Genomic DNA, 24,519 nt, shown 5'->3' with positions numbered 1-24,519 from the left:
AATATTATGCGAACAGTTGAGGAAACCGCGAGCCTGATCTTTGAAAAGGACGTAGAGATCGGCATGCGTGATGGTATTTCGCTGCGGGCGAATATCTATCGTCCTTTGGCTCCCGGTCAGTATCCAGTCGTCCTGGCGATGGGCGTGTATGGGAAAGACGTTCACTTTCGCGACGGCTTCAAGCCGCAATGGGAGAAGCTCACACAGATTTATCCCGGCATCGACAAGGATGGCTCTACAGGCCGCTTCCTGCGTTGGGAGACGGCGGATCCGGAACGATGGGTTCCGGACGGCTATGTGCTTATATCGGTCGATTCGCGCGGCAGCGGCAAATCACCTGGATATCTCGATCCATATTCCCCGACAGAGACGATGGACCACTACGAAGCGATTGAGTGGGCTGGTGTTCAGGAGTGGTCGAACGGCAAGGTCGGACTGCTCGGTATTTCCTATTTCGCAATCAGGCAATGGTTGGTAGCCAGTCTGCAGCCGCCGCATCTGGCCGCTATCGTGCCCTGGGAAGGCGCTTCGGATTCGCTGCGCGAATGGGGCCGTCACGGCGGCATCATGAGCAACGCCTTTCCTTCTGCATGGTTGCCACGCCAAGTGCTGGTAAACCAGAATGGAAATGAAAACTCCCCGCAGCGTGATCCCGACACCGGTGAGCGGACAACAGGCCCTGTCGTGGATGAAAATTTGCTAGCTGGTAATATTGCCGACCATATCAGTGATTTGCGTCGTCACGATCTTGCTGACGAATGGCATCGTGAACGCAGTGCTGATTTCTCGCGAATTAATGTGCCGTTGTTCTCGGCCGGAAACCTTGGCGGCCCCGGGTTGCATTTGCGTGGCAACATCGAAGGATATATGGGAGCAGCATCGTCCGATAAATGGCTACAACTGCATGTCGGTACGCACTATGAAAGCTTTTATCTCCCGGAATACGTCGCTCTTCAAAAGCGCTTCTTCGATAAGTATCTGAAGGGGTTGGACAACGGGTTTGAAGCTGAGCCACCAGTGCGGGTAGCTATTCGCCGAGCAGATGGTGCAACGGTGCATGGCGAAACCGCCTGGCCACTTGCAGGCACGGTGTGGTCAGATCACTATCTGGACGCCAGCAACAAGTCGCTAGGGCCAGTTGCTGCAGCAGAGGCGGGCAGTGTTGAATTTGAGGCCACAGGCGCCGGCGTGACTTTCAAGACCGCGCCATTTACGACCGAAAGTGAGTTCACCGGTCCGATCGTGCTAAAGCTCTTTGCCTCCTCCAGCACTGCAGATATGGACATATTTGCCACGCTTAGGCTGTTTGCCGCTGACGGAACTGAAGTTCGTTTCACCGGCGCTCACGAAGAGGTACCAGTAACAAGGGGTTGGCTCCGTGCGTCACATCGGCAGCTGGATCCGCAGCGTTCGACGCATTGGCGACCTGTCCTCAGCCACAAGAAGAAGCAACCAATTGTACCGTCGGAAATTTATGAACTCGATATCGAAATATGGCCGACCAGCATTGTCTGCGAAAAAGGTCAGGTCCTCGCACTTACGATTATGGGCAACGACTTCCAATACGAAACGCCTGGCAGGATTGTTCACAATGATCCGGAGGATCGCGGCAGCGACACTTTCCAGGGCACCACAACAATTTACTCAGGCAGCAATTATCCCTCTAAGATAATTTTGCCATTCATTCCAGCCAACCGGCAGGATCGTTCGAAAATCGGCTAAGCCGAACTGCCGCTGTACCGCGAGAATTAAGGACTGAGTGATGCATTGGCATCACTCAGCCCTTAATGTTCCTGCAGCAGGACGAAAAGAGTGCCCGCTAGTGCATGTCGCGTTCAAACGGCGCTGTAGGCCTATCGGCAATGCTCAATGGCACGCAAGAAGACCAGGGTCAGGCAAGGCTCCGGGCTGCAGAGGCTAGAGCGCTTCCGGCGCAAAATCAGGAATTGTATTTGTCTTTGTTTGCCCCACGTCAAGCTGACATGGCTGCAATCAAACGTTCTCGATTGACCGGCAAATGGCCAAGGCGCATTCCGGCTACCTTGCTGAGCGCATTGAGAATGGCAGCTGTCACCGGCCCTTGCATGCACTCGCCGACACCCAGCGGCTGGGAGCCTGGCGATGCTTCGACCACATCGAGCGTGAATTTCGGCAGGCAGTCCCAACCCAGTATTGGATAATCTTCAAGGCTTTCAATATCCAGCAATGAATTTCTCAGGTAGGCGCCTTCCAGCAATGTCCAGCTGATCGCCTGAATTGCACCGCCCTCGACCTGGTTGCGCAATCCCGCAAAATCGACAACCGGGCCGGCGTCGACAACAGCCCAGATGCCCTTCACGACAGGTTGGTCTTCAAGTGCCAGTCGCACTGCAACTGCGGCATAGGCGCTCTTTTCCTTATAACGACTATAGGCAATGCCGACAGCCTCATTCTCGGCAATACCGGCAGCTGCCTCGCCCATCCAATTGTCCCGCAGCCGCTCAAGCATTGCGCGCGCTCGGGGCTCACCAAGATGCCGCAACCGGAATGAAATCGGGTCTTCATCTGCGCAGACAGCCAGTTCGTCCATGATGCCTTCGATGGCAGCCACATTCATTTGTGTTCCAAGACCGCGCAGAGCTGACGTTCGAACCGGAATATGCTGTAGAAGAGAGACTTCCACCGAGTGTTCTGACACGTCATAGCAAGTAAACCCATTGCGTTCGGCACCACCGCCTGCCGCCGGCGGAACATCCTTTATCTGTGCAGGCCTGAGGCTTGGATCCTTTTCATAAAATGCAAGCAGATTGGGGTTCCCATGCCCGCCCGGACGTTGTCCATGCGCCCCACTCCAAATCCGGTAGTCCCAGTGACTTATCCGTTTCTCGCTGTCGAGCGCGGCGTCGATCTCAACAAACATCGGGGCGCCCACCGGCGCACGGGTAATGTCATCGATTCGCGGCCACGACACGCGCACCATCTCGCCGGGAAGCTGATATGCGATGAGCGCAGCATCAGCTGCAGCATCGTCGGCACCGTTATGCCCGTAGCACCCCGCCGATCCAACATGATGCACGCGGACATTTTCCGGCAGCAATTCGAGTTGGCTGGCAAGCACATCCCGCAAGGCGAATATGTTTTGCGAATGGCTCCACACTTCCAGCTGCCCATCCCGATAGCGCGCAAATGCGCAGGAAGGTGCGATTGACGCATGGAGTAGAAATGGACGACTGACCGCTATCTGGGCGCTGACCTCGCTGGCTGACTGCGCTCTTCGGGAAGAGTGTTCGAAACGCGACACGTTGCTGCAAGCGGACTTGATCCAGCCTTCAACCGGACCATCATGAGCACAATCGCCAGGCAATTGCCGGGAAATATGGGTCTCTGCCTCCTTGCAGCAACGCTCCAGCTCGTATTCCTCGCGACACCCAATTGCCAGGAAACCGTTCTGGCTGACCACTGCAACAACACCGGCTATGGATTCTATCGAATCAATTTCGGCGCGCACAATTCTCCCCGGGCCCCGCACAGCCCGGGCATGTATTGTGTTTTCAAAGACGAGGTCCTGTATGTAGCGGCTCTCGCCGCTTGCTGCATCACGATAGCTGGCGTTGGTAAGCAGGCTGTTGCCGAGTGAATTTTCCCAGACATGTTCGGATGACAGACCTTCTACGTTCGTATCCGGCGAAACAGCTGCTGCACATTCAAACAGACTGACTTTCAACCCGGAATGTATCGCCTCGAACTGTGATTCATTTTGCTCGATATGGTCATTGCCGGGATTGAGCCGGGTTTCCGCGACCCGTTGTGCCATCTGGCGCATAGTTCGGGATGCAGCGGCAATCGCAGAACCGCCGTGCTGGACCGAGAGGCTGCCGGCGGTTAGCCCTTCGGCTGGACTATCGGACGTGCTCACCGGCTCGACAGCTATCATTTCTATCGGCACATCCAGCTCTCGCGCGGCTATGACACGTAAGGCATGATGAATGTGTTGACCGAGTTCGACCTTGCCGGTGCGTATCACGAACAGGTCCGGATCCCGCAAGACGGAGATCCAGTCGCCCAGCCGGCTATTCATTTTGAGACTTGGGTTCACGAATGCGCCTGCTTTCTAGCAACAGAGGCCAACTGCGAATGGGCAAGTTCGACGGCCGCGCGAATTCGCAGATGAGTACCGCAGCGGCATCGATGTGGTGCGAGAGCGGCCATGCATTCGTCAACCGAACAACCCCTTCGCAGCGCGGCAACAAGCGTTACCACGATGCCCGGAATACAGTAGCCACACTGAGATGCAGCAGCTTCGGAAAATGCGCGTCCAAGAAGCGAACCACAGGGATCTGTCGCCAGGTCAGATGCCGTGGAGATACTGGCTCCTTGCGCCCCGCCTAGCGTGATCTGACAAGCCTGAACGGCATTGCCATCCAGGAGCACAGTACACGCACCACAATGACCTGTTTCACACCCCTGTTTGACTTCAAGCCGTCCAAATCCGTGCCTCAACGCATTTAGCAGGGACTGCCCGATGGGTGCATCGACGGATATTTGCGCTCCGTTCAAGTAGAATGTTGTGGGCATACTGGAACAAACCTTGTCGCTACGACTATGGGGCCAGAGTCACATTTGGGGTGAAATATTCTTCCAAACCGATTTTCAGGCGTTGTCCGGTAAAGCGCTCCCGGAGTTCCATCACTTTTCTGGTCCCGGATCGCGAAATCGGCAATTCGCGTTTGATTACCGAATGTGCAGACTGGAGTGTCCGGACCGACTCTATTGCGTCGTTGCGGCTCAAGCCGCCGAGATGATTGCTTAGCATCTCGGCGAGAACATCAAGATTTGCCGGGTCGAGGGTAAAGTCGACAGCTTCTTTCATGGTTTTGGTGAAAGCGCTGATCACAGTCGGGTTTTCTTCGATAAAGGATCGCTGAGCGCAACAGACATTACCCTGGTAATTGTCCCACGGATCTGGATTGCCGGTGAGTACATGGCACCCACTATCGATCGCCATCCTGGCAAAATAGTCAGACAGAAGTGCGCCACGTACAAGTCCACCTTTCAGGGCTTCCCAACGCTCCTTCGGCGCACCATACGAAACAAATTCGTAGTCTTCTGCTTTGAGCCCGTTCGATTCGAGCATGTCGCGCAACAGGAAGGCATAACCGGTTGATAGCGCATCCACAGCGATCTGACCGCCTTTCAAGCTGGCAAAATTCGAAATTGGACCGTGAACAACAAATGGCAGTCGATAGCTTGAATTGCCGAGAAAAACCTGAAGTTCCGAACGCATTTTCGTCGCAACTGCACCCTGCCCCTCGTTATAGGCGATGATATTGTCAATCGCGGTTGCCGCAATCTGATATCGCCCGTCGATAATGCCGGTCATCTGCTCGATGGAGCTTTTCGTCGGAAACAGTTCCACATCCAGACCAGAATTGCGGAAACACTGTCGTTCGACCGCCACTTCAAAAGGTAACGTCGCGGCATTTGCAAAAAAAGACAGATGAATTTTTTGCATGAATTCCTCCTCGTTTCGATCAAAAAGATACAGTCCATTCAAAGCCTTAGTCAATATATATTTCGCTATTTTTGACGAGAAAATGGATATTTCTCTCAATTAGCGCAGATTTTGTATGCGCAAAAAACATTCTCCGCACTTTCGTCCGCACAGAAACACTACCGCCCATTACGGGTCGCCCACACTCCAAGGCAAGTCGATATGAAGGAGGTATCCGAGCAGTGCTTGGCTAGGTATTTGACCACAATGAATCATAATCTCCGGCTGTCCCGCCACGCCATACCTGTTCATGCAGCAAAAGGAAGCCAAGAGACTGGGCAGAAGGCCCGGCCAATCATACACCACTCGCGCCGGTCTCACATTTATGCATGGCCGACGCGCGACTCCGTCCTTTCTGAAACATCTATCCTGCTGCAGGGAGGGATTCGCCGTTTACCGTGACCGGCTTTGCTGCAATCAGGACAAATGCGATGACGCAAGGCGCGTCGGATTTGTTGACCCAATTGTGAATTGTACCGCGCTGCACCAGCACATCGCCCGCTTTCAAGGTCACGGATTCGCCATCCTCGAGCGGCATGACGATTTCACCGGAGATCACGATCGCATAGTCAAGAGAGTCGGTACGGTGCAGCCGCCCGGATACGCCAGGCCCATACTGGATGACGCGCAGGACGGTGCCATTGTCGTGGCTGGTGGCGACCGCGCGATCCTTCCCGTCAAAATCATCATCGTTGTCGATGGGAAAGCCTTCGGTCGTCCACATCAGACAGGCATCGGCGCCGGGTCTGATTTCCTTGGCCTCCAGAAGGTCATCTTTCGCGACCACGGCTTTCCCGTGTTCATTGTGCCCTGTTACAATCCGTCGAAACGATACTGCCATATTGGTTTCCTTGCCTTTGATAGGTCGGCGCCCTGAATTGTCTTGAACACAGTGCCGAACAGCCTTTTGAATGCGAAATCTGCCGTAGCGCCTTTGTGGGAAGCCTGGTTATCCGAGTTTGGTGTCCACGCGCGGCGGCAGCTCCGCTCTCAGGGCTGCGTGCAGGTAGCAGGTGTTCGCAGCAACCCGAACCAGCATTTCATGGGTTTCGGCATCCGCGGTACCATTCAGGAACAGGTGCGTGTCGACCGGGTGGGCAATGCCGCGTCCCTCATCGTCGATTTCGAACGGCCAGTACTGAACCAGCCGCAGGCTGCCCGTCTTCAGCTTCATGGCAGTCATGTAGCGTGAAAGCTGGGTCATGAAACAAAAGGCAACACCGGCTGCAAAATAGCCGAGGCTGGAGGGTGCGACATTGCCCGCCGCCCTGTCGTCACTTATCAAATGGAAGTGGGACATACCCGGCATGTCGAGCCAGGTATCGGAACATACCGCACCCTCGGGGGTGAAAGCGGCACGACCGGAGACGCGGCGCAACAAACGGCCTTCGACTGTATCAGGGAAGGGATCCCGCTCCCCTTCCTGCACCACACCGGGTTTGACGATCGGGTCGAACCTGTGGGTGTTCAGCGGCTCTGGTGGCTTGGCATGAACGAGATACGGATCGGATGCATCCGGCGCGTCAGACGCCACAAGCGTCGTGATAGGTTTCCGTTGCCCGTTCACATACAGCGCGAAGGTTGCCGGCATCACGGATTTCAGGGCGTCGATCGCCGGGGAAGCACGCAAGGCAAGCTCGACAAGCTCGCGTGTCTGCTCATTGAGCCCTTCAAACTGCAGTTCGGATATATCGGCCTGGCCCACACCTGTGCCACGCGCAAACGATCCTTCAAACCAGTAGTAATTCTTCAGCGTTGCCGCGATGTCCGAGGCGGACATCCCCTTGGCTTCGGCAAGGGCGGAAAGCCGGGTCATCACATCGCCAAGCAACCCGGCATTGAAAAACCCGAGCGGAAAAGGCGCTTCGTCATGGCCCTTCAGATGCTGTCCTTCATCAGACGTCATCCGCCAGCTTTGCCCATCGGCCCCTTCCTGAACGACGGCCTCCTTCTGGTGACCTGACAACATGCGTGTCTCAACCTTGTAGGTCGACTTGCCTCGCCCCATGCCCAGTAGAGATGGCCGGTTGCCTGTCGCCGCCTGGAAAGCGAGCGGGTGACCACAGGATGCAATTTGGTTGTCCATTCTAGTCTCCTATTCAGGCCATCCACGAGATGGCGGTATCGTTGTGTTTGACCCAGGTGCCCTGGCGTGTAGACGCCGGCCACCCGATCTCTAGCTAAAGGCCAGATCGCCGATGTAGGTCGCCAGCTCTGGCCGGACCGCAACAGCGAAAAGCACCAGCAACAGGCAAATCCAATAAGGGATTGAGGCCGCGAAGATCCTGAACGTGCTGACGCTGTGATCCGCGGCCCTCCCAAGGCGCCTGATTAGTCGAGGGTGTAGAAATCGACGATCGTGTTGCCCTCGGCTTTCAGCCGGGCGATGTAGGCCGAGACCACAGCGCGCATGGGAAGATCACGACCTTCGCCTTCGTCGATGTAGGCTTTTGCTACATCCGGCATCAGCTTTGCCCATTGCACTCGGACATCATCGGAAATTTCCAGAAGGGTCGCGCCGCTTGCGATCATGCTTTCGACAGACTTACTGTCGCCTTCGGTGTTGAGCCGGTCTACAGCCATCTCGTATTCACTCGCGACCTCAAGAATGATCTTCTGAACATCCTCGGGCAGGCTCTGCCAGCGCTTTTCATTGGCCGTCAGCAGATTGGCGGGAAGCGAGCCCAGGTTGATCTTGGCGATATACGGAGCCACTTCATGAAGCTTGAAGCCGTTCACCCCCTGATAATGCATCATTATGCCGTCGACGACGCCGGTTTGAAGCGAGTTGTAGGCTTCAACCAGCCCACCTTGCGCCGGTGTAGCCCCTGTCGCGGAAACCCAGGAGAGGTTCGGGCCCGCAGCCATGATTTTCTGCCCCACCAAATCATCAAGGGTCTCCCACGGTTCCTTTGTCACAAGCGTGTAGTCACTGGCAGCCATGATGGCGAGCACGCGCTGACCGCGTGCCTCAAGCTGGCCCGGCAGTTCCGGAAATTGCTTGTAAAGGTCGCGGGCGATCTGGCTGGACTTGCTCGGCTCACTCACCCCGAAAGGCACGGCGTAGCCATAATTGTTGAGAAACAGCGCACTCGACTCGAAAGGCGTTGAAAGTGCCCCGAAATCAAGCAGACCGCTTTGAGTTGCCTCCAGCACTTCGGGCAACTTGGCAACCGACCCGCCATAAGCCTCGACAAACCGGACCTCATGCTCGGTCTCCTCCGCCACGCGCCGCTCGATTTCGGGAACGAAAAGATCCTTGAGTTGCGAGGTATAAGGAAGCGTCGCGGCATGGCCTGCGCCAATGCGCAAGTTGAAACTCTCGGCGTTTGCCGTGTTTGATGCGAGGGCGAAGACAGCGCCGCCTAAGGCCAAGCTGGCAAGTTTGGCAATGTTCATGATTTTTCCATCCCTTGGTTGCGTCAGTCGATCGTTCGCCAAGCTGTAAGATGTTGATGCCACCTCTGCATCTTCATCCCTGCTTCTGGACCCGGAACCTATCCGTGGCGGGTGCCCATATTGTTCCTCCATTTGGAAAGGCAGGTGGTCTCAAACTTCAATTCCGATCAGCCCGCGAGAAACTCGGGAAAACAGGAATGGCAGCCCATCTCAACCGGTTCGGGCTGGCTGAAACACTCATGCTTCCTGACCGAATTGTTGTTTTACTGCATCATCCAGGGCCAGCGCTTTACGTATGCTGGACCTTTCGGCCAAGCGCTCGGAATGGGCCGCGATGTTCTCAAACCCTGACAGATCCAGGCCCGGGAAAAAGCCGGAACGACGGAAGCACCAAAACAGATAGATATCAGCAGAACTGTACTCATCTAGAAGATAGGTGCGCCCTTCGAGCATCTTTTCGGCCAACCGAAAGCCTTCCAGCAGGGATGCACCGGCCAAGCGGCGCGTGCTATCTTCTGTCCCGGCAACATCGCAAAATTTAAGCGGCGCATTGTAGCGGCTGATGCCGGGATGAATTCCCGATGCAAACCACGAAAGCAGCGAAACGGCTTGCGCTTCGGCCCAGGGTTCAGTTGGCAGCAATCGTACATGTGGAAAGCTTCTGGCAATCCATAACTGTATGGCGACGTTCTCGCTCAGGGGTTCACCATCGACCAGAAGCAACGGGACTTTGTGCTTAGGGTTCAGCGCAAGGTATTCCGGCGTCATATTCGCTTTGCCACGAATATTAAGGGGCCGGACATCAAACGACACTTCGGCCTCCGTGAGCATGACGTACGGGACAAGCGCGCACGAAAACGGAGCGTAGTATAAAGCGATATTCATGGAGCTTCCAATCTCGCTGACTCTGTAAATCACGGGTGGAAAACTTTACCGAAAGCCGTGGGGGACAGCCCACGGCTTTTGTGATGGCGACGAAACTTAAGCGGCTCTGCGGGCGAGAACGGGCTCGGCAATTGCCTTGAATTCATCGTCGGTCAGGGTATCGCGCTTCTTGATGCCGGCCTGCTTTACAGCATCCAGAATCTCGGCGAGATCGGCATCTTCTGCGGTCCCCATGCCCAACTGATCGAGCTTGTAGACAACCGATGCCTTACCGCTCTTCTTGCCAAGCACCACTTCGCCCACGCGCCCGGTCAGGGCCGGATGGGTTCCAAACATCACCAGCGGATCATGCATCACATACTGGATGCCGATGCCGGATTCACGGGTGAAGTTGCTGGCGCCCAGGATCGGCTTGTTGCGGGCAATCGGAATATTGGCGCGCTCGGACAGCAACCGGCCGAGTTCAGGCATCAGGTCGAAGCGGTACCCGGTGTCATAGCCATAGAGCAGATCAAGCGCGAGCATGAGCTCCTCAAGCGCCGCATTGCCGGTGCGCTCGCCAAGTCCGTTGCCACAGCTGTGAACCACTTCAGCACCGGCCGTGACCGCGGCCAGTTCGGTTGCCACACCCATGCCGAAATCATTGTGCGTATGGATCTCGATCGGAAGTCCGGTCATGCGCTTGACCCAGCGCACCATGTACTTGATCGCTTCAGGGGTAGCGCAGCCCATCGTGTCGACGATGCCGATGGAGTCCGGCGGCGATTCCGCCATGATTCCCTTGCAGAGATTCTCCAGATCATCCGGACGGGCGCGCGTCGTATCATAGGGAAAGAACACGGCGTAGAGCCCGTTTTCACGCGCATAATTGATCACCGGCGCGCTGCGCTCGAGGACATCTCGCCAGGTCCAGCCGAATTGGGTCGTGAGCTTGGGGTAGCCAATCGGCACTTCGATGATGACGCCCTGCGCACCACATTCGAGCGCCATGTCGATATCCTGCTTCATCGCCCGGGCAAAGGTGAATATGCGGGACTTCAAGCCCATCTTGCTGATTTGCTTGATAGCTTCCGCATCCTGAGGCGACACGGCAGGCATGCCCGCCTCAATCCGGTCGACGCCAACATCGTTGAGCATCTGGGCGATGGCAATCTTGTCATCGACCGAGAACACCACGCCGGGTGTCTGTTCCCCGTCGCGCAAGGTTGCATCATGGATCTGCACTTTCGGAGGCAACTCAAGCGAATTGCGCACTTCGGGCACAAAATTATATGGGCTCACCCACCATTTTCCGTCTTCAAAATGCGTCTCGCGCATGAATTGGCCTCCTCTGCCTTGAAATGTGATCTTCGAAAATACGACCATGATAGCCAGTCAATGTTGTGTAGATTTTATACGTTCAGACAATAATATCAACTTTTTAATCGCTTCCAATGCGCAAAAAACCCCTTTTCAATGCATATATACGTAGCTCAAGTACGATAGCTTTCGTCTATCTATATGTTTTTTATAGTTTATGTAGTGAGATTGATAAAATTGGGCCGCAAGCCCTGAACCAAAACAAAAGCTTGCAGCTTCAAAATAAATCGATATTTTTGACTCATGATGTCCTTATTGATCAAATCACGATTGCAGTCCATCGCCGACAGGGGCTTTTCCATCATCGGCCTGTCCAACCAGAATGAGCGCAAGCTCCCGCCCCGGGAGATTATCAAGCTATGTCATATTCTGCTTACGGGCCGCGGCGAAGCCTCTGGCGTTGCCATTTCCCGCGAGATCCTCAACCGCTACCAAGTGCTGGATGAGCAAGAGAAAACCGAATTTTTTCGCCTGTTGTTGTCGGAGTTTTCAGTGGAACCTGAAAAGGCGCTGGAGGCTGCCAACAACTATGTCAGCGATCCAAGTCACGATAGTCTGGACAAGCTGCTGGCTGTTTCACAACCGTCCCGCCTCAACCTTCTCATGCTTCTCAATCAAGCTCCTGATGCGACCCAATTTCTTGTCGCAATGCGGGCCGATCTCCTCGCCCGACTTCGCCAAGAGCCCGACTTGCGCTTTGTCGACCGCGAATTTGTTCACCTGTTCACGACATGGTTCAATCGCGGGTTTCTCGATCTCAGATGCATCGACTGGAACACGCCGGCGGCAATTCTCGAAAAAATCATCCACTATGAAGCTGTCCACGGCATGGCTGGCTGGGAAGATCTGCGCAAGCGCATCAACCCCGAAGATCGAAGGATCTTTGCGTTCTTCCATCCGCGTCTCGGAGATGAGCCTCTGATATTCGTGGAAGTGGCGCTTATGGATGAAGTGCCGTCATCAATCCACAGTGTCCTGGATAACAAGAAAACCGATGTTACCGCTTTCGACGTAAGACGCGCAAACACAGCGATCTTCTACTCCATTTCCAATTGCCAGAAAGGCCTCAGGGGGATTCCGCTGGGCAACTTCCTGATCAAGCAGGTCGTGGAAGAATTGCGGACCGAATACCCGGCCCTGAAGAACTTCGTCACCCTCTCACCGGTGCCGTCTTTCAGGAAATGGGTAACAAACGCGCGTGAGGGCAAAACCGAGTTCCGCCTGCCAAGCGCAGCGTTGACGGCTCTTGAACTGACCGACAGGCCCGATTGGCAGAAGGATGCCAAAATGGCTGCGACTGTCGAGGAGCATCTCATGCCATTGGCAGCATGGTTCTTTTGCAACAGCAACGCCAACCGCCGGCCTTTGGACCCGGTAGCCCGGTTCCACCTGGGAAATGGCGCAAGGCTGGACCGCATAAACTGGGCGGCAGACCTGTCGGAAAACGGCATGACCGGGTCGTTCGGCATCATGGTCAACTATCGCTACCAGTTGGATGAAATTGAACGCAACCACGAGATGTTTGCCAACAAAGGAGTGGTCGTCGCATCACCCGTCGTTATAAAGGCGGCAAAAGCTTATGGCAGTGTGCTTGCCAGGCAAAATCCGGTGGAAGCCTCGTCAGAAGCCGGGGTTGCTTCCATCGAATCATCGGGAGTGCCATGATGCCGGTAAAGACAGAACCCAGGTCGGGGACGAATTTGGACGAGCTTAGCCAGAAAAACGACATAGCAGCCCAGGATCAAACCACGCTTGGGCAGCAAGAGGATTCGTCCGGATCAAGCTCGATTACGAGCCAGGCTTACACAAGACTTCGCGCCGACATCATGTCAGGCGTTCTTACGCCCGGTAAAAAGCTCAAGATTGAAGAACTGCGCAGCCTTTATGACTTCGGCTCAAGCCCGATCCGTGAAGCGCTGAGCATGCTGACCTCAGACCTTTTCGTCGAACGTATCGACCAGCGGGGCTTTCGCGTCGCCGATGTCAGCGAAAAGGAGTTTGACGAGCTTCTGCGCACCCGCCGCTGGCTCGAAGAACGGGCCTTGCGGGAATCCATTGCCCATGGAGACAGCAATTGGGAGGAACAGGTGGTCCTTTCAGCCTACCGGCTTTCACGTGTGCCGCGTTCGCAGACAAATGATCATTTCGTTGCCAATGAAGAATGGGAAAGGCGCCACAAGCATTTCCATTTGTCGCTGATTGGCGCCTGCCCCTCCTCAATCATGCTCAAGTTCTGCGACCAGTTGTATGACCAGAATGTGCGCTACCGCCATTTGTCCGGTTCAAAGGCCTATCCCTCGCGCGACATCAATGCCGAGCACAATGCCATTACCGATGCCGTACTCGAGCGGAATGCCGATCTCGCTGTCGAACTCTTGATGTCGCATTACGCAACGACCGGCAATTTCCTCATGGAAGAACTGACGCCGAAGGAAAAAGCCTAGGCTTGCCGCAGCAGAACGAAGGGCGCCCGATTTTGGACGACCCGGCTGGAAATTTTCCAGGTTCAATCATCAGCTGGTCAGCGTGCCGTCGAAGCGCTTCCTTGCGCGAAAACCCAATTCGACTGATTTTGCATGCTCGGTGGCAATCAAAAGCAGCTTGATCGAAGCCGCAAGCCACATACACCAACCGCCGTCATCGCATCGGGAAAATGAACCTCATGTTGCGAACTTGGCAGAGTGCTAAGCTGGTCCTTTTGGAGGATACCGGAAGCTGTGGCGGGTTGGACTGCCCTGCTTCGCATGGGCCGGTAACCGGTCGCGTTTAACCTTCGCCGGGATATTCACTCCATCGGCCAAACGATGACATTGTGAGTCGCAGTATAGTGATCCATAAGGTGCGTAACCGCATTTTCGACATCGTGGGCAACACTTGATTCAAAAATGAGGCGATGTTCCTCTCGGCCGTCGCGTTGGTATTTAGACGCATTGCGCGCAAGATTTCCATATCGAATGGACTGATCATAAAGGTCGCTGGCTAACGATTTCAGACGGCGTGACGGGCATGCGTCGAGAAGCAGCCTGTGGAAATTTTTGTGAATGCCGACCCAATCGGGATCTTCCTGGTCTGTTCTGTCCAACCGGAAAAAGCCGGCAACCAAACGATCCTCCCAATCACGTCCGCCGAGTTCTACCGACTGCCTCAGCGCCTCAGCTTCAATGAGCTTGCGGGTTTCGAAAATGTCGTCGAACTCTTCCCGGCTGACATCTGCAACCCGAAAGCCACGGTTTTCCATTTTGGAAACAAGCGATTCAGAACTGAGTCGACTCAGCGCCTCCCGGATCGGGGTAGGGCCTAGCTCGTACAGTGTCGTCAAAGTGGAAATTTTCAACCGAGTGCTGGGCTCAAGTCGACCACGCAGGATGTCATCCCGTAGCCTTTGATACCCAATTTCCATAAGAGAAACCTGTTCGTCCACCTGAAATCCTTCACCATTCCGAGACGTCGAGCGACGCCCGTTATCGTCGCTAATCTGACGATATTGATATATCTGTAATCGTTTCTTGACAAACACTCATTTTATCGACAAAAAATATATATGGTATTTTTAATCGACATTAAGTGCATCTAGATGGCTTCCAGCCTCCAAATCAAACCTATCCTGTGCGTCTCCCTTGGATATCGTTTCAGTGAAACTGATTGGCTTTCATTCAACTCACCGCAATTTGACGGCATCTCGTTGAACTCTAATGCGAACGAAAAACCGAAATTTTCTGCGCCCCTTGATGTAGAGCAACCCGGCGGGCACTGGTCGTGCGAACACATTGGCTTCCATCGGTCGCCAGATTTTGAAGGCAACACTGCAGTCTGATCGCAATTCGGTCGACTGATCACGCTCCTGGGGAGGATAGCGTATGAAACCAATTTTCTACATCAATCGGGTGCTCATGGGGCTCTCCGCTTTCTGGTCTTTTTTTCTGGCGGTCATCATCACCGTCGACGTCGTCGGCCGAGGTCTGTTCAATTCACCTCTGACCGGGTCACTTGAGATCATCGTCAACTCGATCGTCGTGATAGCGTTTCTCCAGCTCGGCTATGCCGTAGGCTCCGGTTCGATGCTTCGGGCAGATTTCATTCTTCATCTGCTGCCACGCCGCCTGACACTGTTCCTGGACGTTACAGGTCTGGTGATCGGCGCGATTATTTTCGGCCTGCTTTGTTACGCGGTGATTGACCCGACGATCAGTGCTTACAGAAGCGGCGACTACGAAGGCGAAGGAGCGATGCGCGTACCAACCTGGCCCATCTATGCCACGATATTCTTCGGTTCTCTGCTCACAACCATCAATTACATCCTCCTTGCCTTCGACCGTTACGCCTCTGAAAGGCCTGACCATGTTTGATTTCGGAATCGCCTTACCTGTTCTCGGCTTGCTGGTCGTCGTCGTTTTCCTAGGCCTTCATATCGCAGTCGCGCTTGCCGCATGCAGTCTGATTGGCCTCTACATCATTCTCGGCAGCTTCGACATAACCATGATGACGTTTGCCAGCACCGCTTTTCAGGGGTTGCGCGGCTATACTTTTGCCGCGTTGCCGTTGTTCATGATCATGGGCGAGTTCATCAGCCGTTCCGGTGCAGCGCAGGATCTTTATGTCGGGATCAACCGGGCGCTGAAAGGTGTGGTCGGGCGACTTGCTCTGGCAACGGTCCTGGGAAATGCAGTTTTCGCCTTCTTGACGGGTGTCAGCATTGCCGCTGCGGCAGCGTTCACCCGCATCGCCTACCCCCAGATGAGGGCAATGGGATATGACCGGGGCACCGCACTTGGCGTCATTGCCGGATCAAGCTGTCTTGGCATGTTGATCCCTCCAAGCAACCTTATGATCCTGTGGGCCATTCTGGTCGAGGAATCGATTGGCCGCCTGTTTCTGGCCGGCATTATTCCCGGCCTAATGCTGGCGACGCTTTTTGTCATCTACGTAATGTCCAATGCCTACTTCCGTCCGCACCTCTACGGCGAAGGCATCTCCGTCACCCCGCCGCCTGAGCCTGAGGCTCAGTCCCTCGGCGCGGCAGCCATTCCATCCGTTGCAGACCTGGATTCAATCACATCAAAAGACATTTTGATCAGTACGGTCTGCATGGGCGGTCTGATCGCCTCGGTGCTGGGTGGCATCTGGTTCGGAGCCTTTACCGCAACCGAAGCCGCCGGCGTCGGATCTCTATTGGCCTTGGCCTTTGCCATCGTCGTCAAAGGACTGCGCCTTCCCGATGTTGCTGCAGGTATCTTGCAAGTAGCAAAGACGGCAGCGCCTCTGCTCATCATGATCCTGATGGCGCTGCTGTATTCCCGCACGCTTGCCCTGACCGGCATTGGCAATTCCATCGAAGACTTCTTTTCTTCGGGATCGATACCGCCGTGGGCCGTCCTCGTCTTTATGGTCTGCATCTGGTTTCTGCTTGGCATGCTGATCGACTCCAAATCGATCATGCTGCTTACGGTTCCCATCTTCGCACCGCTGGGTGAGTTGATCGGGTACAACCCGATCGCATTTGCCATTATCGGCATCCTGGCCATTGAGGCCGGCATCCTGACGCCGCCATTCGGGCTGATTGTTTATACCGTCAAAGCCGCGGCTGCAGACGATGAAGTCAGCACACTCCGAATATTCGCCGCAGCAACACCCTACTGGATTTGCCTGCTTATCGTTCTGACAGCGGTGGCAATTTGGCCAGGCCTCGCGACTTACATCGGAGATATCACTTTCAACAAAGGCTAACCAATTCAAAGGGAGGAGACCCAAATGAATCATAGATCCAAAAAGAACATTCTCGGTTTCGTACTTGCCGGAATGACATCAATTGCAGCCATGACAACACCAACATCGGCGGACACCTTCGCGTTGCGCGTCGGAGCTGGCCACCCGGCCGCACTGGCCTATGTCGGTCAACTGAAGGAATTCTTCCTTCCGGAACTCGCAAAAAGGGTTGAGGAACGGACAGAGCACAAGATTACCTATGTCGAGGCATACGGCGGATCTGTCGCAAAACTCCCGGAAGTCTATGACGCCGTAGAAAGCGGCTTGCTGGACATCGGCGCGCTTTCAACGCCGTTTGAACCCAGCTCCATGTTCCTGATGCAGTTTGGTTACAAGGTTCCCTTTGTCAGCAACAACGCACAGGAAATGTTCAAGGTCGGCCGGGCTGTCTTCAACGACTTCCCACCACTCGCCGAGAGCATGGCAAAGCACAATCAGATCCTCCTGGCGATGCTCGCGTCCTCGAGCTACAGCATCATCCTGAATAAGGAAGTGACGGGGATGGAAGACCTGAATGGTCTGAAAATCGCCGGCGGCGGAGCAAACCTGGACTGGCTCTCCAACGTAGGTGTTGTGCCAGTGCAGGCACCATTGGGTGAAGCGTATAATTCACTGCAAACCGGTGTCCTTGATGGATATCTGGTCCACCTGCAGGGGATGAACGCCTTCAAACTGCATGAGGTTGCCCCCTATATCTTCCGCATCAACTTCATGTCCAACCCGAGCAACAACCTTCTGTCGATCAGAAAGCAGACATTCGACAGTTTCCCGCCGGAAGTGCAGGCAATCGTGCTGGAAGTTGCCGCCGAATATGAAGAGCGCGTCAACACCATTCACGCTGAAGATGACGGGAAAGCCCTGGCCACGATGATTGCCGGTGGCGCGACAGAATTTGTGGTGTCGGATGCAGACAGAGCCAAATGGGCCAAAGCAATTTCGTCCATCCCGCAGGCTGCTGCAGATGACGGCGTCACACGCGGTGAACCCATGGCTGAATTGCTGACACTTTACCTGGAAAAACTGGACGAAGCAGGAATCAAACTGCCCGTGCAATACACCATCAAGTAATCAACCAGGGTTGCCCCTCACAGGGCAACCCGACCAAATGCGAGTGCGAAACCGAGATGCGTGTAATCGAAATACGGGAAAAAGAGATCCCTTTGAACGTCAGCATCAGCAATGCGGCGTTCTCATTTGACAATATGACGACGTCAATTGTTGCTGTCGTTACTGATGTCGTGAAGGGCGGCAAGCCTGTCGTCGGCTATGCATTCAACTCGACAGGTCGTTATGCGTGCGGCGCACAAATGCGAAATCGGATGATCCCGCGCTTGTTGCGGCAGAAGCCCGATGACTTGATGGATCCGGTGACTGGGGTCTTTTCGCCTGAAGCTGCGGTCCGGGCCATGATGTTTGGCGAAAAACCTGGCGGCGACATGGAACGCGCGGTTGCTATCGGTACAATTGAAACCGCACTCTGGGATGCGCTTGCCAAGACGCTGGACATGCCGCTTCATCGGCTGCTCTCCGAGCGCTACGGCAATGGCGTGACTCCGGAAAAGATGTTCTGCTATGTCGGCGGCGGCTGGTACAAAGCCGATGAAACCCCAGCGTCGCTCCGTGCCGAAATGCAGGGTTACCTCGATACGGGATATACCCTCATAAAGACCAAGATCGGGGGTCTGCCGATCGATGAGGATCGTGCACGAATTGAGAATATCCTGGGAATACTCGACAGCCCGTCGCAACTTGCTGTTGATGCCAATTGTGGTCTGTCACCGGAACGGGCTCTGCAATATGCGGAAGCGTTTGGAGATCTCGGACTGGCCTGGTTTGAAGAACCGGTCAACCCCGTCGACTATGCGGCGACCAGCGATTTCGTCAAAGCCTATATCCACCCGGTGGCCACTGGCGAAAATCTGTTTTCCCAAGCTGAGTTGCGCAATCTTCTGCGCTATGGCGGCTTCCGTCCCGGTATCGATATCGTTCAGATCGACGTCCCGCAAAGTTACGGCATGGCCGCCTGCGCAGCGAACATGAAGATGCTTGAAGATTATGGCTGGAGTGCATCATCTGTTCTGCCACACGGCGGCAACCAGATGTCTCTGGCCGCCGCGCTGGGATTTGGAATGGGGATGTGTGAGAGCTATCCCTCGGTATTCGGCGTTTTTTCAGGCTACGCAGACGATGCGAAAGTCGTCGACGGTTATTTGCCCGCACCTGACCGCCCAGGCATCGGCTTTGAAGCCCAGGCCGAGCTTTTCTCGCTTTTCAGTACACTTACGGATTGATCGAAAGGATCAGATGAACCGTTTTACGCTTGGATCCGCGTTGCCGACGAACCAGGCCAAAACCATCCACGGGGAGCAACGCGATCCCGGCTCGGGGGCCATGCCGTGATTTACCGGGACCGCCACTGCAATCGCTGCAAACCTTATCTAGGCAAGTTGGATCGGCTTCGCGAGAGATGGTGCTCACCCAACGACAGCAAGGACTTGAGAAATGAATGAGACGACCGATCTGAATGTCCCGCCTGAAGTGCTGCGCGGTTTTATAGCCGAAGTGTTCCAGGCGCATGGCATGCCTGACAAAGATGCCGCCATTGTCGCCGAGATGATGGTGGAAGCTGATCTGCATGGATGCGACGCGCATGGCGTGTTCCGTCTGGCTGGCTACATTACCCGTCTCAAGGCCGGCGGCTTCAATCGGACGCCCAATATCCGCGTTGACCGCGAACATGGCGGCTTGGCACGCGTCGACGGCGATGATGCCATGGGCCACCTGGTTGTCCGTCGCTGCGTCGACGAAGCCATCGAGCGGGCACGCATCCACGGAATTTCCTGCGTGGGATGTCATCGATCCAACCATGCCGGAGCGGCCGGAACCTGGGTGATGCGAGCCGTATCCGAGGGGATGATCGGCATTTACATGGCGGTTGGAAATGCCAACCTCATGGCGCCTTGGGGCGGGGCCGACCTGTTGCTCTCGACCAACCCTATCGCAATTGCAGTGCCGGGCGGAGAAGGTGGGCCCGTGCTCCTGGATATGGCAACCAGCAACACCGCCTTCGGCACAGTCAAAATGGCTGCGCAACGCGGGGAAACGATGCCCGGTGACTGGATGATCGACGCCAACGGCGAACCATTGACCGATCCGAACCGGATCGCCGGTGGATCGTTGCTCCCGATTGGCGGAGCAAAGGGCTACGGTCTTGCTTTGATGATCGGGCTTCTGGCGGGCACAATGAACGGCGCGGCAATGGGAAGCAATGTGGTTGATTTCAACAAAGACCATACGACCTCGACCAATACAGGACAGACGCTGATTGTCATCAATCCCGCCAGCCTCGGCGGAGTTGCAGCATTCCGTACTGAAGTCGACCGAATCCGGGAAGAGATCATTACCTCGCGCACACGGCCAGGATTCGACTCGATCCGACTACCGGGAGACCGAGCGCTTCACTCCCGCATCGAACGCGCCAGGACGGGCGTGCCCTGTCCTGCCATACTGCTCGATACAACGGCAAAAATCGCGGCCGAAGCCGGCGTTGCATCGATCACGGACCGTATTTAGGGCACAGACATGTGTGGCCACCCGGCTTTGCAAGGAATCATTTGAGCTTGTTTGATCGGCGCGGGCGGTGGCCATGTGTTCGGCATTTGTGCATGGTGCTTGTGACCACTTGCCTCGATGAAGTCCGGCTCCCGGCCAGAGCCCGATCCGAAAATCGCTTGCGTAGCACAGGCCACTCCGGTCATTGGTTCCGACGGGTGAAAGGTGCACAGGCCATTTTCTCTCTCCATATTTGTCGCAAATACGAAGAATCTGATTGCTGCCCGACACTCAACCTCAAAGGCAGTTTCACCCTATCTGGACAGGCACTTACAGCGCCGCGCATCCGATTGGATGCGCGGCGCTGTAACTCTTTGAACTGATGCATGTACGTTATCGTTCAAATGAAGCCATTTTGGCGCGATATGCCTTAGGTCAGCAATGCGAGGACTTTTTGTGCGGCAGCTGCGGATGAAGCCGGGTTTTGGCCGGTCACCAGTTTACCATCGCGCAACACGAAGCTGGCCCAATCGTCGCCTTTTTCGTAAATGCCGCCGTTGGCTTTCAACATGTCTTCAACCAAAAAGGGCACGATCTTGGTCAGACCCACGGCCTCTTCTTCGGTATTGGTAAAACCGGTCACGCGGCGACCTGAAACCAGCGGCTTTCCGTCCGTGCCCAGTGTGTGGCGGAACACGGCGGGGGCGTGGCAGACCGCCCCGACAGGGCGATCTGCGGCGGCAAAGGCCTCAATCAGGCGTTTGCTGTCTGCGTCTTCGGCCAGATCCCACAGGGGGCCGTGTCCACCAGGATAGAAGATCGCGTCAAAGCCATCTTCGGTCACATCGGACAGCTTCAGTGTGCCCGCAAGCTGCTTTTGCGCCTCGGCGTCACCCTTGAACCGGCGGGTGTCGTCGGTCTGCGCGCCGTCATCATCGCTGGACGGATCAATCGGCGGCTGGCCCCCTTTGGGCGAGGCCAGCGTGATGTCGGCCCCTGCATCCTTGAAGATGTAGTAGGGTGCTGCAAACTCTTCCAGCCAAAAGCCGGTTTTCTTGCCGGTGTCGCCGAGTTGGTCGTGCGATGTCAGTACCATCAGAATTTTCATGTTATTTCCTATCATTTCTGGCCAACGCGGATCACGCGCTTGCCGAAGTTTTCACCTTTGAGGAGACCGATGAAGGCGTCGGGGGCGTTCTCCAGCCCGTCGATGATCTCTTCGCGGTACTTGATCTTGCCGCCTTCGATCCAGGCGCTCATTTCCTTGGCGAATTCCGGATAGAGATGGCCGAAATCGTCAAAGATGATAAAGCCCTGTACCTTGATCTTTTTGCGCAGGATTTGCCCCATCAGCCAGTTCATCCGATCCGGCCCATCGGGCAGCTTGGTGGCGTTGTATTGCGACACCAGCCCGCAAACCGGCATCCGCGCGTTCGGGTTCAAAAGCGGAATTACCGCGTCCAGAACCTTTCCCCCGACATTTTCGAAATAGACATCGATACCATCTGGGCTGGCCTCGGCGAGCTGCTCGGCAAAGTTATCCGCCTTGTGATCTATGCAGGCGTCAAAGCCCAATTCATTGACCGCATAGGCGCATTTTTCCGCTCCGCCCGCGATACCAACAACGCGGCATCCCAGCAGTTTTCCAATCTGGCCGACAGTGGCGCCGACAGGTCCGGTCGCGGCGGCCACAGCAATGGTCTCGCCGGGCTTTGGTGCGCCGATTTGCGTCAGGCCGGCCCAGGCAGTAAAGCCGGGCATGCCCATGATGCCAAGCGCCCAAGACGAATGTGCGGGTGATTTGCCAAGATTGGTGACCCCCGAGCCATCCGACAGGGCATAGTCCTGCCAACCGTTGAAGCTGAGCACCCAGTCACCCGGCGCGAAGCCCTCGACTTTCGAGGTAACGACTTGCGCGACAGTTCCACCAACCATCACATCGCCGATTTCGACCGGTGCAGCATAAGACGGCGCATCGCTCATCCGACCCCGCATATACGGGTCAAGCGACAGGAATTCAGTGTGCAAGAGCATCTGATCGGCACCTGCGGAAGGGACGGCCGCCTCGACAAGTTTCAAGGTGTCTTTCGTTGGCTCGCCTTTGGGGCGTTGTGCCAACACAAGTTGACGGTTGATTGTTTCGGTCTGTGTCATGTCCAATTTCTCCTACAAAGCGGTTTCAAGAATGCGGCGGGCATCATCGGGGGCAATGGCGCTATGTTCACCAAGCGCAGTCATGCCATGATCTTGCAAGGCAGCGACGATGCGATCAATTTCAGGCGCGCCAATGTCGTAATCGCCGAGACGGGTTTTGATGCCCATCGTCTCAAAGAACTCACGTGTCGCTGCGATCACAGCATCAATCCGCGCATCATCCGAACCGTCGCGGATATCCCAGACATTGGCAGCATATTGCAGCAGTTTCTCGCGTTTGGGGCCGCGCTGGTCGTTCATCAGCGCGGGCAACACGACGGCAAGTGTGCGGGCGTGGTCGGTATCGTTGAGCGCGGTAATCTCGTGCCCGATCATATGGCTCGCCCAGTCCTGCGGCACACCGGCACCAATCAGACCATTCAGGGCCAGCGTCGCTGTCCACATCAGGTTGGCACGAATGTCGTAGTCATTCGGTGTTTCAAGCGCCTTCGGCCCGAGCTCAATCAATGTACGCAGCAGGGTTTCAGCGAAACCGTCCTGAACCCGCGCAGCAGACGGATAGGTCAGATACTGTTCGATGATATGAACAAAGGCGTCGGCCACGCCGTTGGCGATCTGACGCGGGGGTAAGGTGTAGGTGAGCTCTGGATCGAGGATGGAGAACACCGGATAGGTGTAGGCGCTCATAAACGGGAGTTTTGCGCCCTTCTCAGGGTTGGTGATCACGGACCCCGCGTTCATCTCCGACCCGGTTGCAGGCAAGGTCAGCACCGTGCCGAAAGGCATTGCCGCTGTTACGACAGATCCGCGCGATGTCAGGATGTCCCAGGCATCGCCGTCATACAAAGTGGCTGCTGCGATGAATTTGGTGGCGTCGATCACCGAACCGCCACCCACGGCAAGCAAGAAGGTGATGTCATTATCGGCGATCATCTCAACCGCCTTCAACGCTGTCGCGTAACGCGGGTTTGGTTCGATCCCACCGAATTCGACTATAGTGCGGCCCTTAAGTGCTGCGCGCACCTGTGCCAGAACGCCGGTACGTTCCGCGCTGCCACCGCCATAGAGGACCAGCACCTTTGCGTCAGCGGGAACCTGATCCTTCAGTTCCGCGATGCGGCCCTTGCCAAACAGGATATGTGTCGGATTGCGAAAGTCAAAATTCTTCATGTCTCAGTTTCCTTCAGTTTCAATGTGTAGGCACATGTCGCAGTTTCCGCGTGTGGCGTTGGAGTAAGGCCGAGCGGATGCGGCACCTCGGTCAGACGCAGTCCGTCTTCGCGGGTCATACCCGGCAGGTAAGCAATGATGTCGAGATCAGGCCCGTATCCGCCCTCGGCACGTCGGCTGATCCCCATTTCGATCGAATTTCCAGCCCTAATCGTATCAAGCATGGGCTGCTTGATGGTCAGTTACACCGCGCTGTCAAAACTGGCGCAGTTCAGTTCGAGGTTTCAGCGATCTCACCGTTGTCGGGGTGGAGCACCGGTTCCCGAACGCCCGCCCGTTTCCGGTGCGGCGGTCTTGTCGATAATCTTCATGGTTTCTCCATTCTGTATGAGACCGGTCGGCTTGGGCGCGGACAATGATTGCGATGCCTCAAAGGCGAGGAACAAGCTCCTGCGTGGCGCGCATTGCGGATTCAAGCGACGCATCATCATGCGACAGGCTCGCGACGAGACTGGCCCCGAGCCACATGTGATAGATCGTTTCCGCCATGGCACGGGGATCGCCAAGCGGGCCAATCGTGCCATCTGCGACGCCCTCCTCTAAAGTACGGGCCAGATGATCAACAATGCCGATGACGCCTTGCTGTAAAATCTTGCTCATTTTTGGGGACAGGTCAGCTACCTCAGCTGACAATCTAACCACCAGAC

The 24,519-nt window shown here is 55.6% G+C and carries 21 protein-coding genes; 8 read left to right on the top strand and 13 right to left on the bottom strand.

What is annotated here, in order from left to right; genetic code table 11:
• Positions 1-6 precede the first annotated feature (6 nt).
• Positions 7-1,722 (top strand): CocE/NonD family hydrolase, encoded by a 1,716-nt coding sequence (locus tag IMCC20628_RS00925; RefSeq protein ID WP_047028634.1) that lies wholly within the window; start codon positions 7-9, stop codon positions 1,720-1,722.
• A gap of 250 nt (positions 1,723-1,972) precedes the next feature.
• On the opposite strand, the gene IMCC20628_RS00920 is transcribed toward IMCC20628_RS00925, so the two are convergent.
• From IMCC20628_RS00920 to IMCC20628_RS00890, 7 genes are all read right to left on the bottom strand, one after another.
• Positions 1,973-4,075 (bottom strand): molybdopterin cofactor-binding domain-containing protein, encoded by a 2,103-nt coding sequence (locus IMCC20628_RS00920; protein WP_156174372.1) that lies wholly within the window; start codon positions 4,073-4,075, stop codon positions 1,973-1,975.
• Between the two features lie 504 nt (positions 4,076-4,579).
• A complete protein-coding gene (locus IMCC20628_RS00915; protein ID WP_047028632.1) occupies positions 4,580-5,491 on the bottom strand; it encodes an ABC transporter substrate-binding protein in 912 nt (303 codons plus the stop codon).
• A gap of 403 nt (positions 5,492-5,894) precedes the next feature.
• A complete protein-coding gene (locus IMCC20628_RS00910; protein WP_047028631.1) occupies positions 5,895-6,371 on the bottom strand; it encodes a cupin domain-containing protein in 477 nt (158 codons plus the stop codon).
• A 108-nt stretch (positions 6,372-6,479) separates the two neighbouring features.
• Positions 6,480-7,616 carry an OsmC family protein gene (locus IMCC20628_RS00905; protein ID WP_047028630.1) on the bottom strand — a complete coding sequence of 379 codons (1,137 nt, stop codon included), beginning with the start codon at positions 7,614-7,616 and terminating at the stop codon, positions 6,480-6,482.
• Positions 7,617-7,861: 245 nt separating this feature from the next.
• Positions 7,862-8,929, bottom strand: coding sequence for a C4-dicarboxylate TRAP transporter substrate-binding protein (locus tag IMCC20628_RS00900; protein ID WP_047028629.1), 1,068 nt, complete (start codon positions 8,927-8,929; stop codon positions 7,862-7,864).
• 237 nt (positions 8,930-9,166) lie between these two features.
• The gene (locus tag IMCC20628_RS00895; RefSeq protein WP_082127948.1) at positions 9,167-9,814 is read right to left on the bottom strand and encodes a glutathione S-transferase family protein; all 648 of its coding nucleotides are present in this window, start codon (positions 9,812-9,814) and stop codon (positions 9,167-9,169) included.
• 96 nt (positions 9,815-9,910) lie between these two features.
• Complete coding sequence (locus IMCC20628_RS00890; protein WP_047028627.1) at positions 9,911-11,131, bottom strand: 2-isopropylmalate synthase; 1,221 nt, start codon at positions 11,129-11,131, stop codon at positions 9,911-9,913.
• Positions 11,132-11,416: 285 nt separating this feature from the next.
• On the opposite strand from IMCC20628_RS00890, the gene IMCC20628_RS00885 reads away from it, so the two are divergent.
• Both IMCC20628_RS00885 and IMCC20628_RS00880 read left to right on the top strand, forming a co-directional pair.
• On the top strand, positions 11,417-12,838 hold the full coding sequence (locus IMCC20628_RS00885) for a malonyl-CoA decarboxylase (protein ID WP_082127947.1): 1,422 nt from the start codon (positions 11,417-11,419) through the stop codon (positions 12,836-12,838).
• A gap of 35 nt (positions 12,839-12,873) precedes the next feature.
• A complete protein-coding gene (locus IMCC20628_RS00880) occupies positions 12,874-13,617 on the top strand; it encodes an FCD domain-containing protein (RefSeq protein ID WP_052766596.1) in 744 nt (247 codons plus the stop codon).
• A 341-nt stretch (positions 13,618-13,958) separates the two neighbouring features.
• Here IMCC20628_RS00880 and IMCC20628_RS00875 read toward each other — a convergent pair whose 3' ends face one another.
• Positions 13,959-14,594 (bottom strand): GntR family transcriptional regulator, encoded by a 636-nt coding sequence (locus tag IMCC20628_RS00875; RefSeq protein ID WP_082127945.1) that lies wholly within the window; start codon positions 14,592-14,594, stop codon positions 13,959-13,961.
• A 436-nt stretch (positions 14,595-15,030) separates the two neighbouring features.
• Here IMCC20628_RS00875 and IMCC20628_RS00870 point away from each other — a divergent pair, with 436 nt between their 5' ends.
• From IMCC20628_RS00870 to IMCC20628_RS00850, 5 genes are all read left to right on the top strand, one after another.
• Positions 15,031-15,519, top strand: a complete 489-nt coding sequence (locus tag IMCC20628_RS00870; protein WP_052766242.1) for a TRAP transporter small permease — start codon at positions 15,031-15,033, stop codon at positions 15,517-15,519.
• Positions 15,512-16,897, top strand: coding sequence for a TRAP transporter large permease subunit (locus IMCC20628_RS00865; protein WP_047028626.1), 1,386 nt, complete (start codon positions 15,512-15,514; stop codon positions 16,895-16,897). Before IMCC20628_RS00870 ends, IMCC20628_RS00865 begins: the two co-directional genes overlap by 8 nt.
• A 24-nt stretch (positions 16,898-16,921) precedes the next feature.
• Complete coding sequence (locus IMCC20628_RS00860; protein WP_047028625.1) at positions 16,922-18,004, top strand: C4-dicarboxylate TRAP transporter substrate-binding protein; 1,083 nt, start codon at positions 16,922-16,924, stop codon at positions 18,002-18,004.
• 92 nt (positions 18,005-18,096) lie between these two features.
• The gene (locus IMCC20628_RS00855) at positions 18,097-19,227 is read left to right on the top strand and encodes an enolase C-terminal domain-like protein (RefSeq protein WP_052766241.1); all 1,131 of its coding nucleotides are present in this window, start codon (positions 18,097-18,099) and stop codon (positions 19,225-19,227) included.
• Positions 19,228-19,438: 211 nt separating this feature from the next.
• Positions 19,439-20,509, top strand: coding sequence for an Ldh family oxidoreductase (locus IMCC20628_RS00850; protein ID WP_047028623.1), 1,071 nt, complete (start codon positions 19,439-19,441; stop codon positions 20,507-20,509).
• A gap of 409 nt (positions 20,510-20,918) precedes the next feature.
• Here the strand turns inward: IMCC20628_RS00850 and IMCC20628_RS00845 are convergent, their stop codons facing one another.
• The 5 genes from IMCC20628_RS00845 to IMCC20628_RS00825 form a co-directional block, all read right to left on the bottom strand.
• Positions 20,919-21,596: a type 1 glutamine amidotransferase domain-containing protein gene (locus IMCC20628_RS00845; RefSeq protein ID WP_047028622.1), complete on the bottom strand. Its 678-nt coding sequence runs from the start codon at positions 21,594-21,596 to the stop codon at positions 20,919-20,921.
• Positions 21,597-21,607: 11 nt separating this feature from the next.
• On the bottom strand, positions 21,608-22,642 hold the full coding sequence (locus IMCC20628_RS00840) for an NADP-dependent oxidoreductase (protein ID WP_047028621.1): 1,035 nt from the start codon (positions 22,640-22,642) through the stop codon (positions 21,608-21,610).
• A 12-nt stretch (positions 22,643-22,654) separates the two neighbouring features.
• Positions 22,655-23,812 (bottom strand): iron-containing alcohol dehydrogenase, encoded by a 1,158-nt coding sequence (locus tag IMCC20628_RS00835; protein WP_047028620.1) that lies wholly within the window; start codon positions 23,810-23,812, stop codon positions 22,655-22,657.
• Complete coding sequence (locus tag IMCC20628_RS25295; RefSeq protein WP_197078370.1) at positions 23,809-24,036, bottom strand: hypothetical protein; 228 nt, start codon at positions 24,034-24,036, stop codon at positions 23,809-23,811. Before IMCC20628_RS25295 ends, IMCC20628_RS00835 begins: the two co-directional genes overlap by 4 nt.
• A 205-nt stretch (positions 24,037-24,241) precedes the next feature.
• Positions 24,242-24,514 carry a TetR family transcriptional regulator C-terminal domain-containing protein gene (locus IMCC20628_RS00825; RefSeq protein WP_280949424.1) on the bottom strand — a complete coding sequence of 91 codons (273 nt, stop codon included), beginning with the start codon at positions 24,512-24,514 and terminating at the stop codon, positions 24,242-24,244.
• Positions 24,515-24,519 lie beyond the last annotated feature (5 nt).

It is taken from the genome of Hoeflea sp. IMCC20628 (assembly GCF_001011155.1).
Lineage (GTDB): Bacteria > Pseudomonadota > Alphaproteobacteria > Rhizobiales > Rhizobiaceae > Hoeflea.
This window is presented reverse-complemented; position numbering and strand designations above follow the sequence as displayed.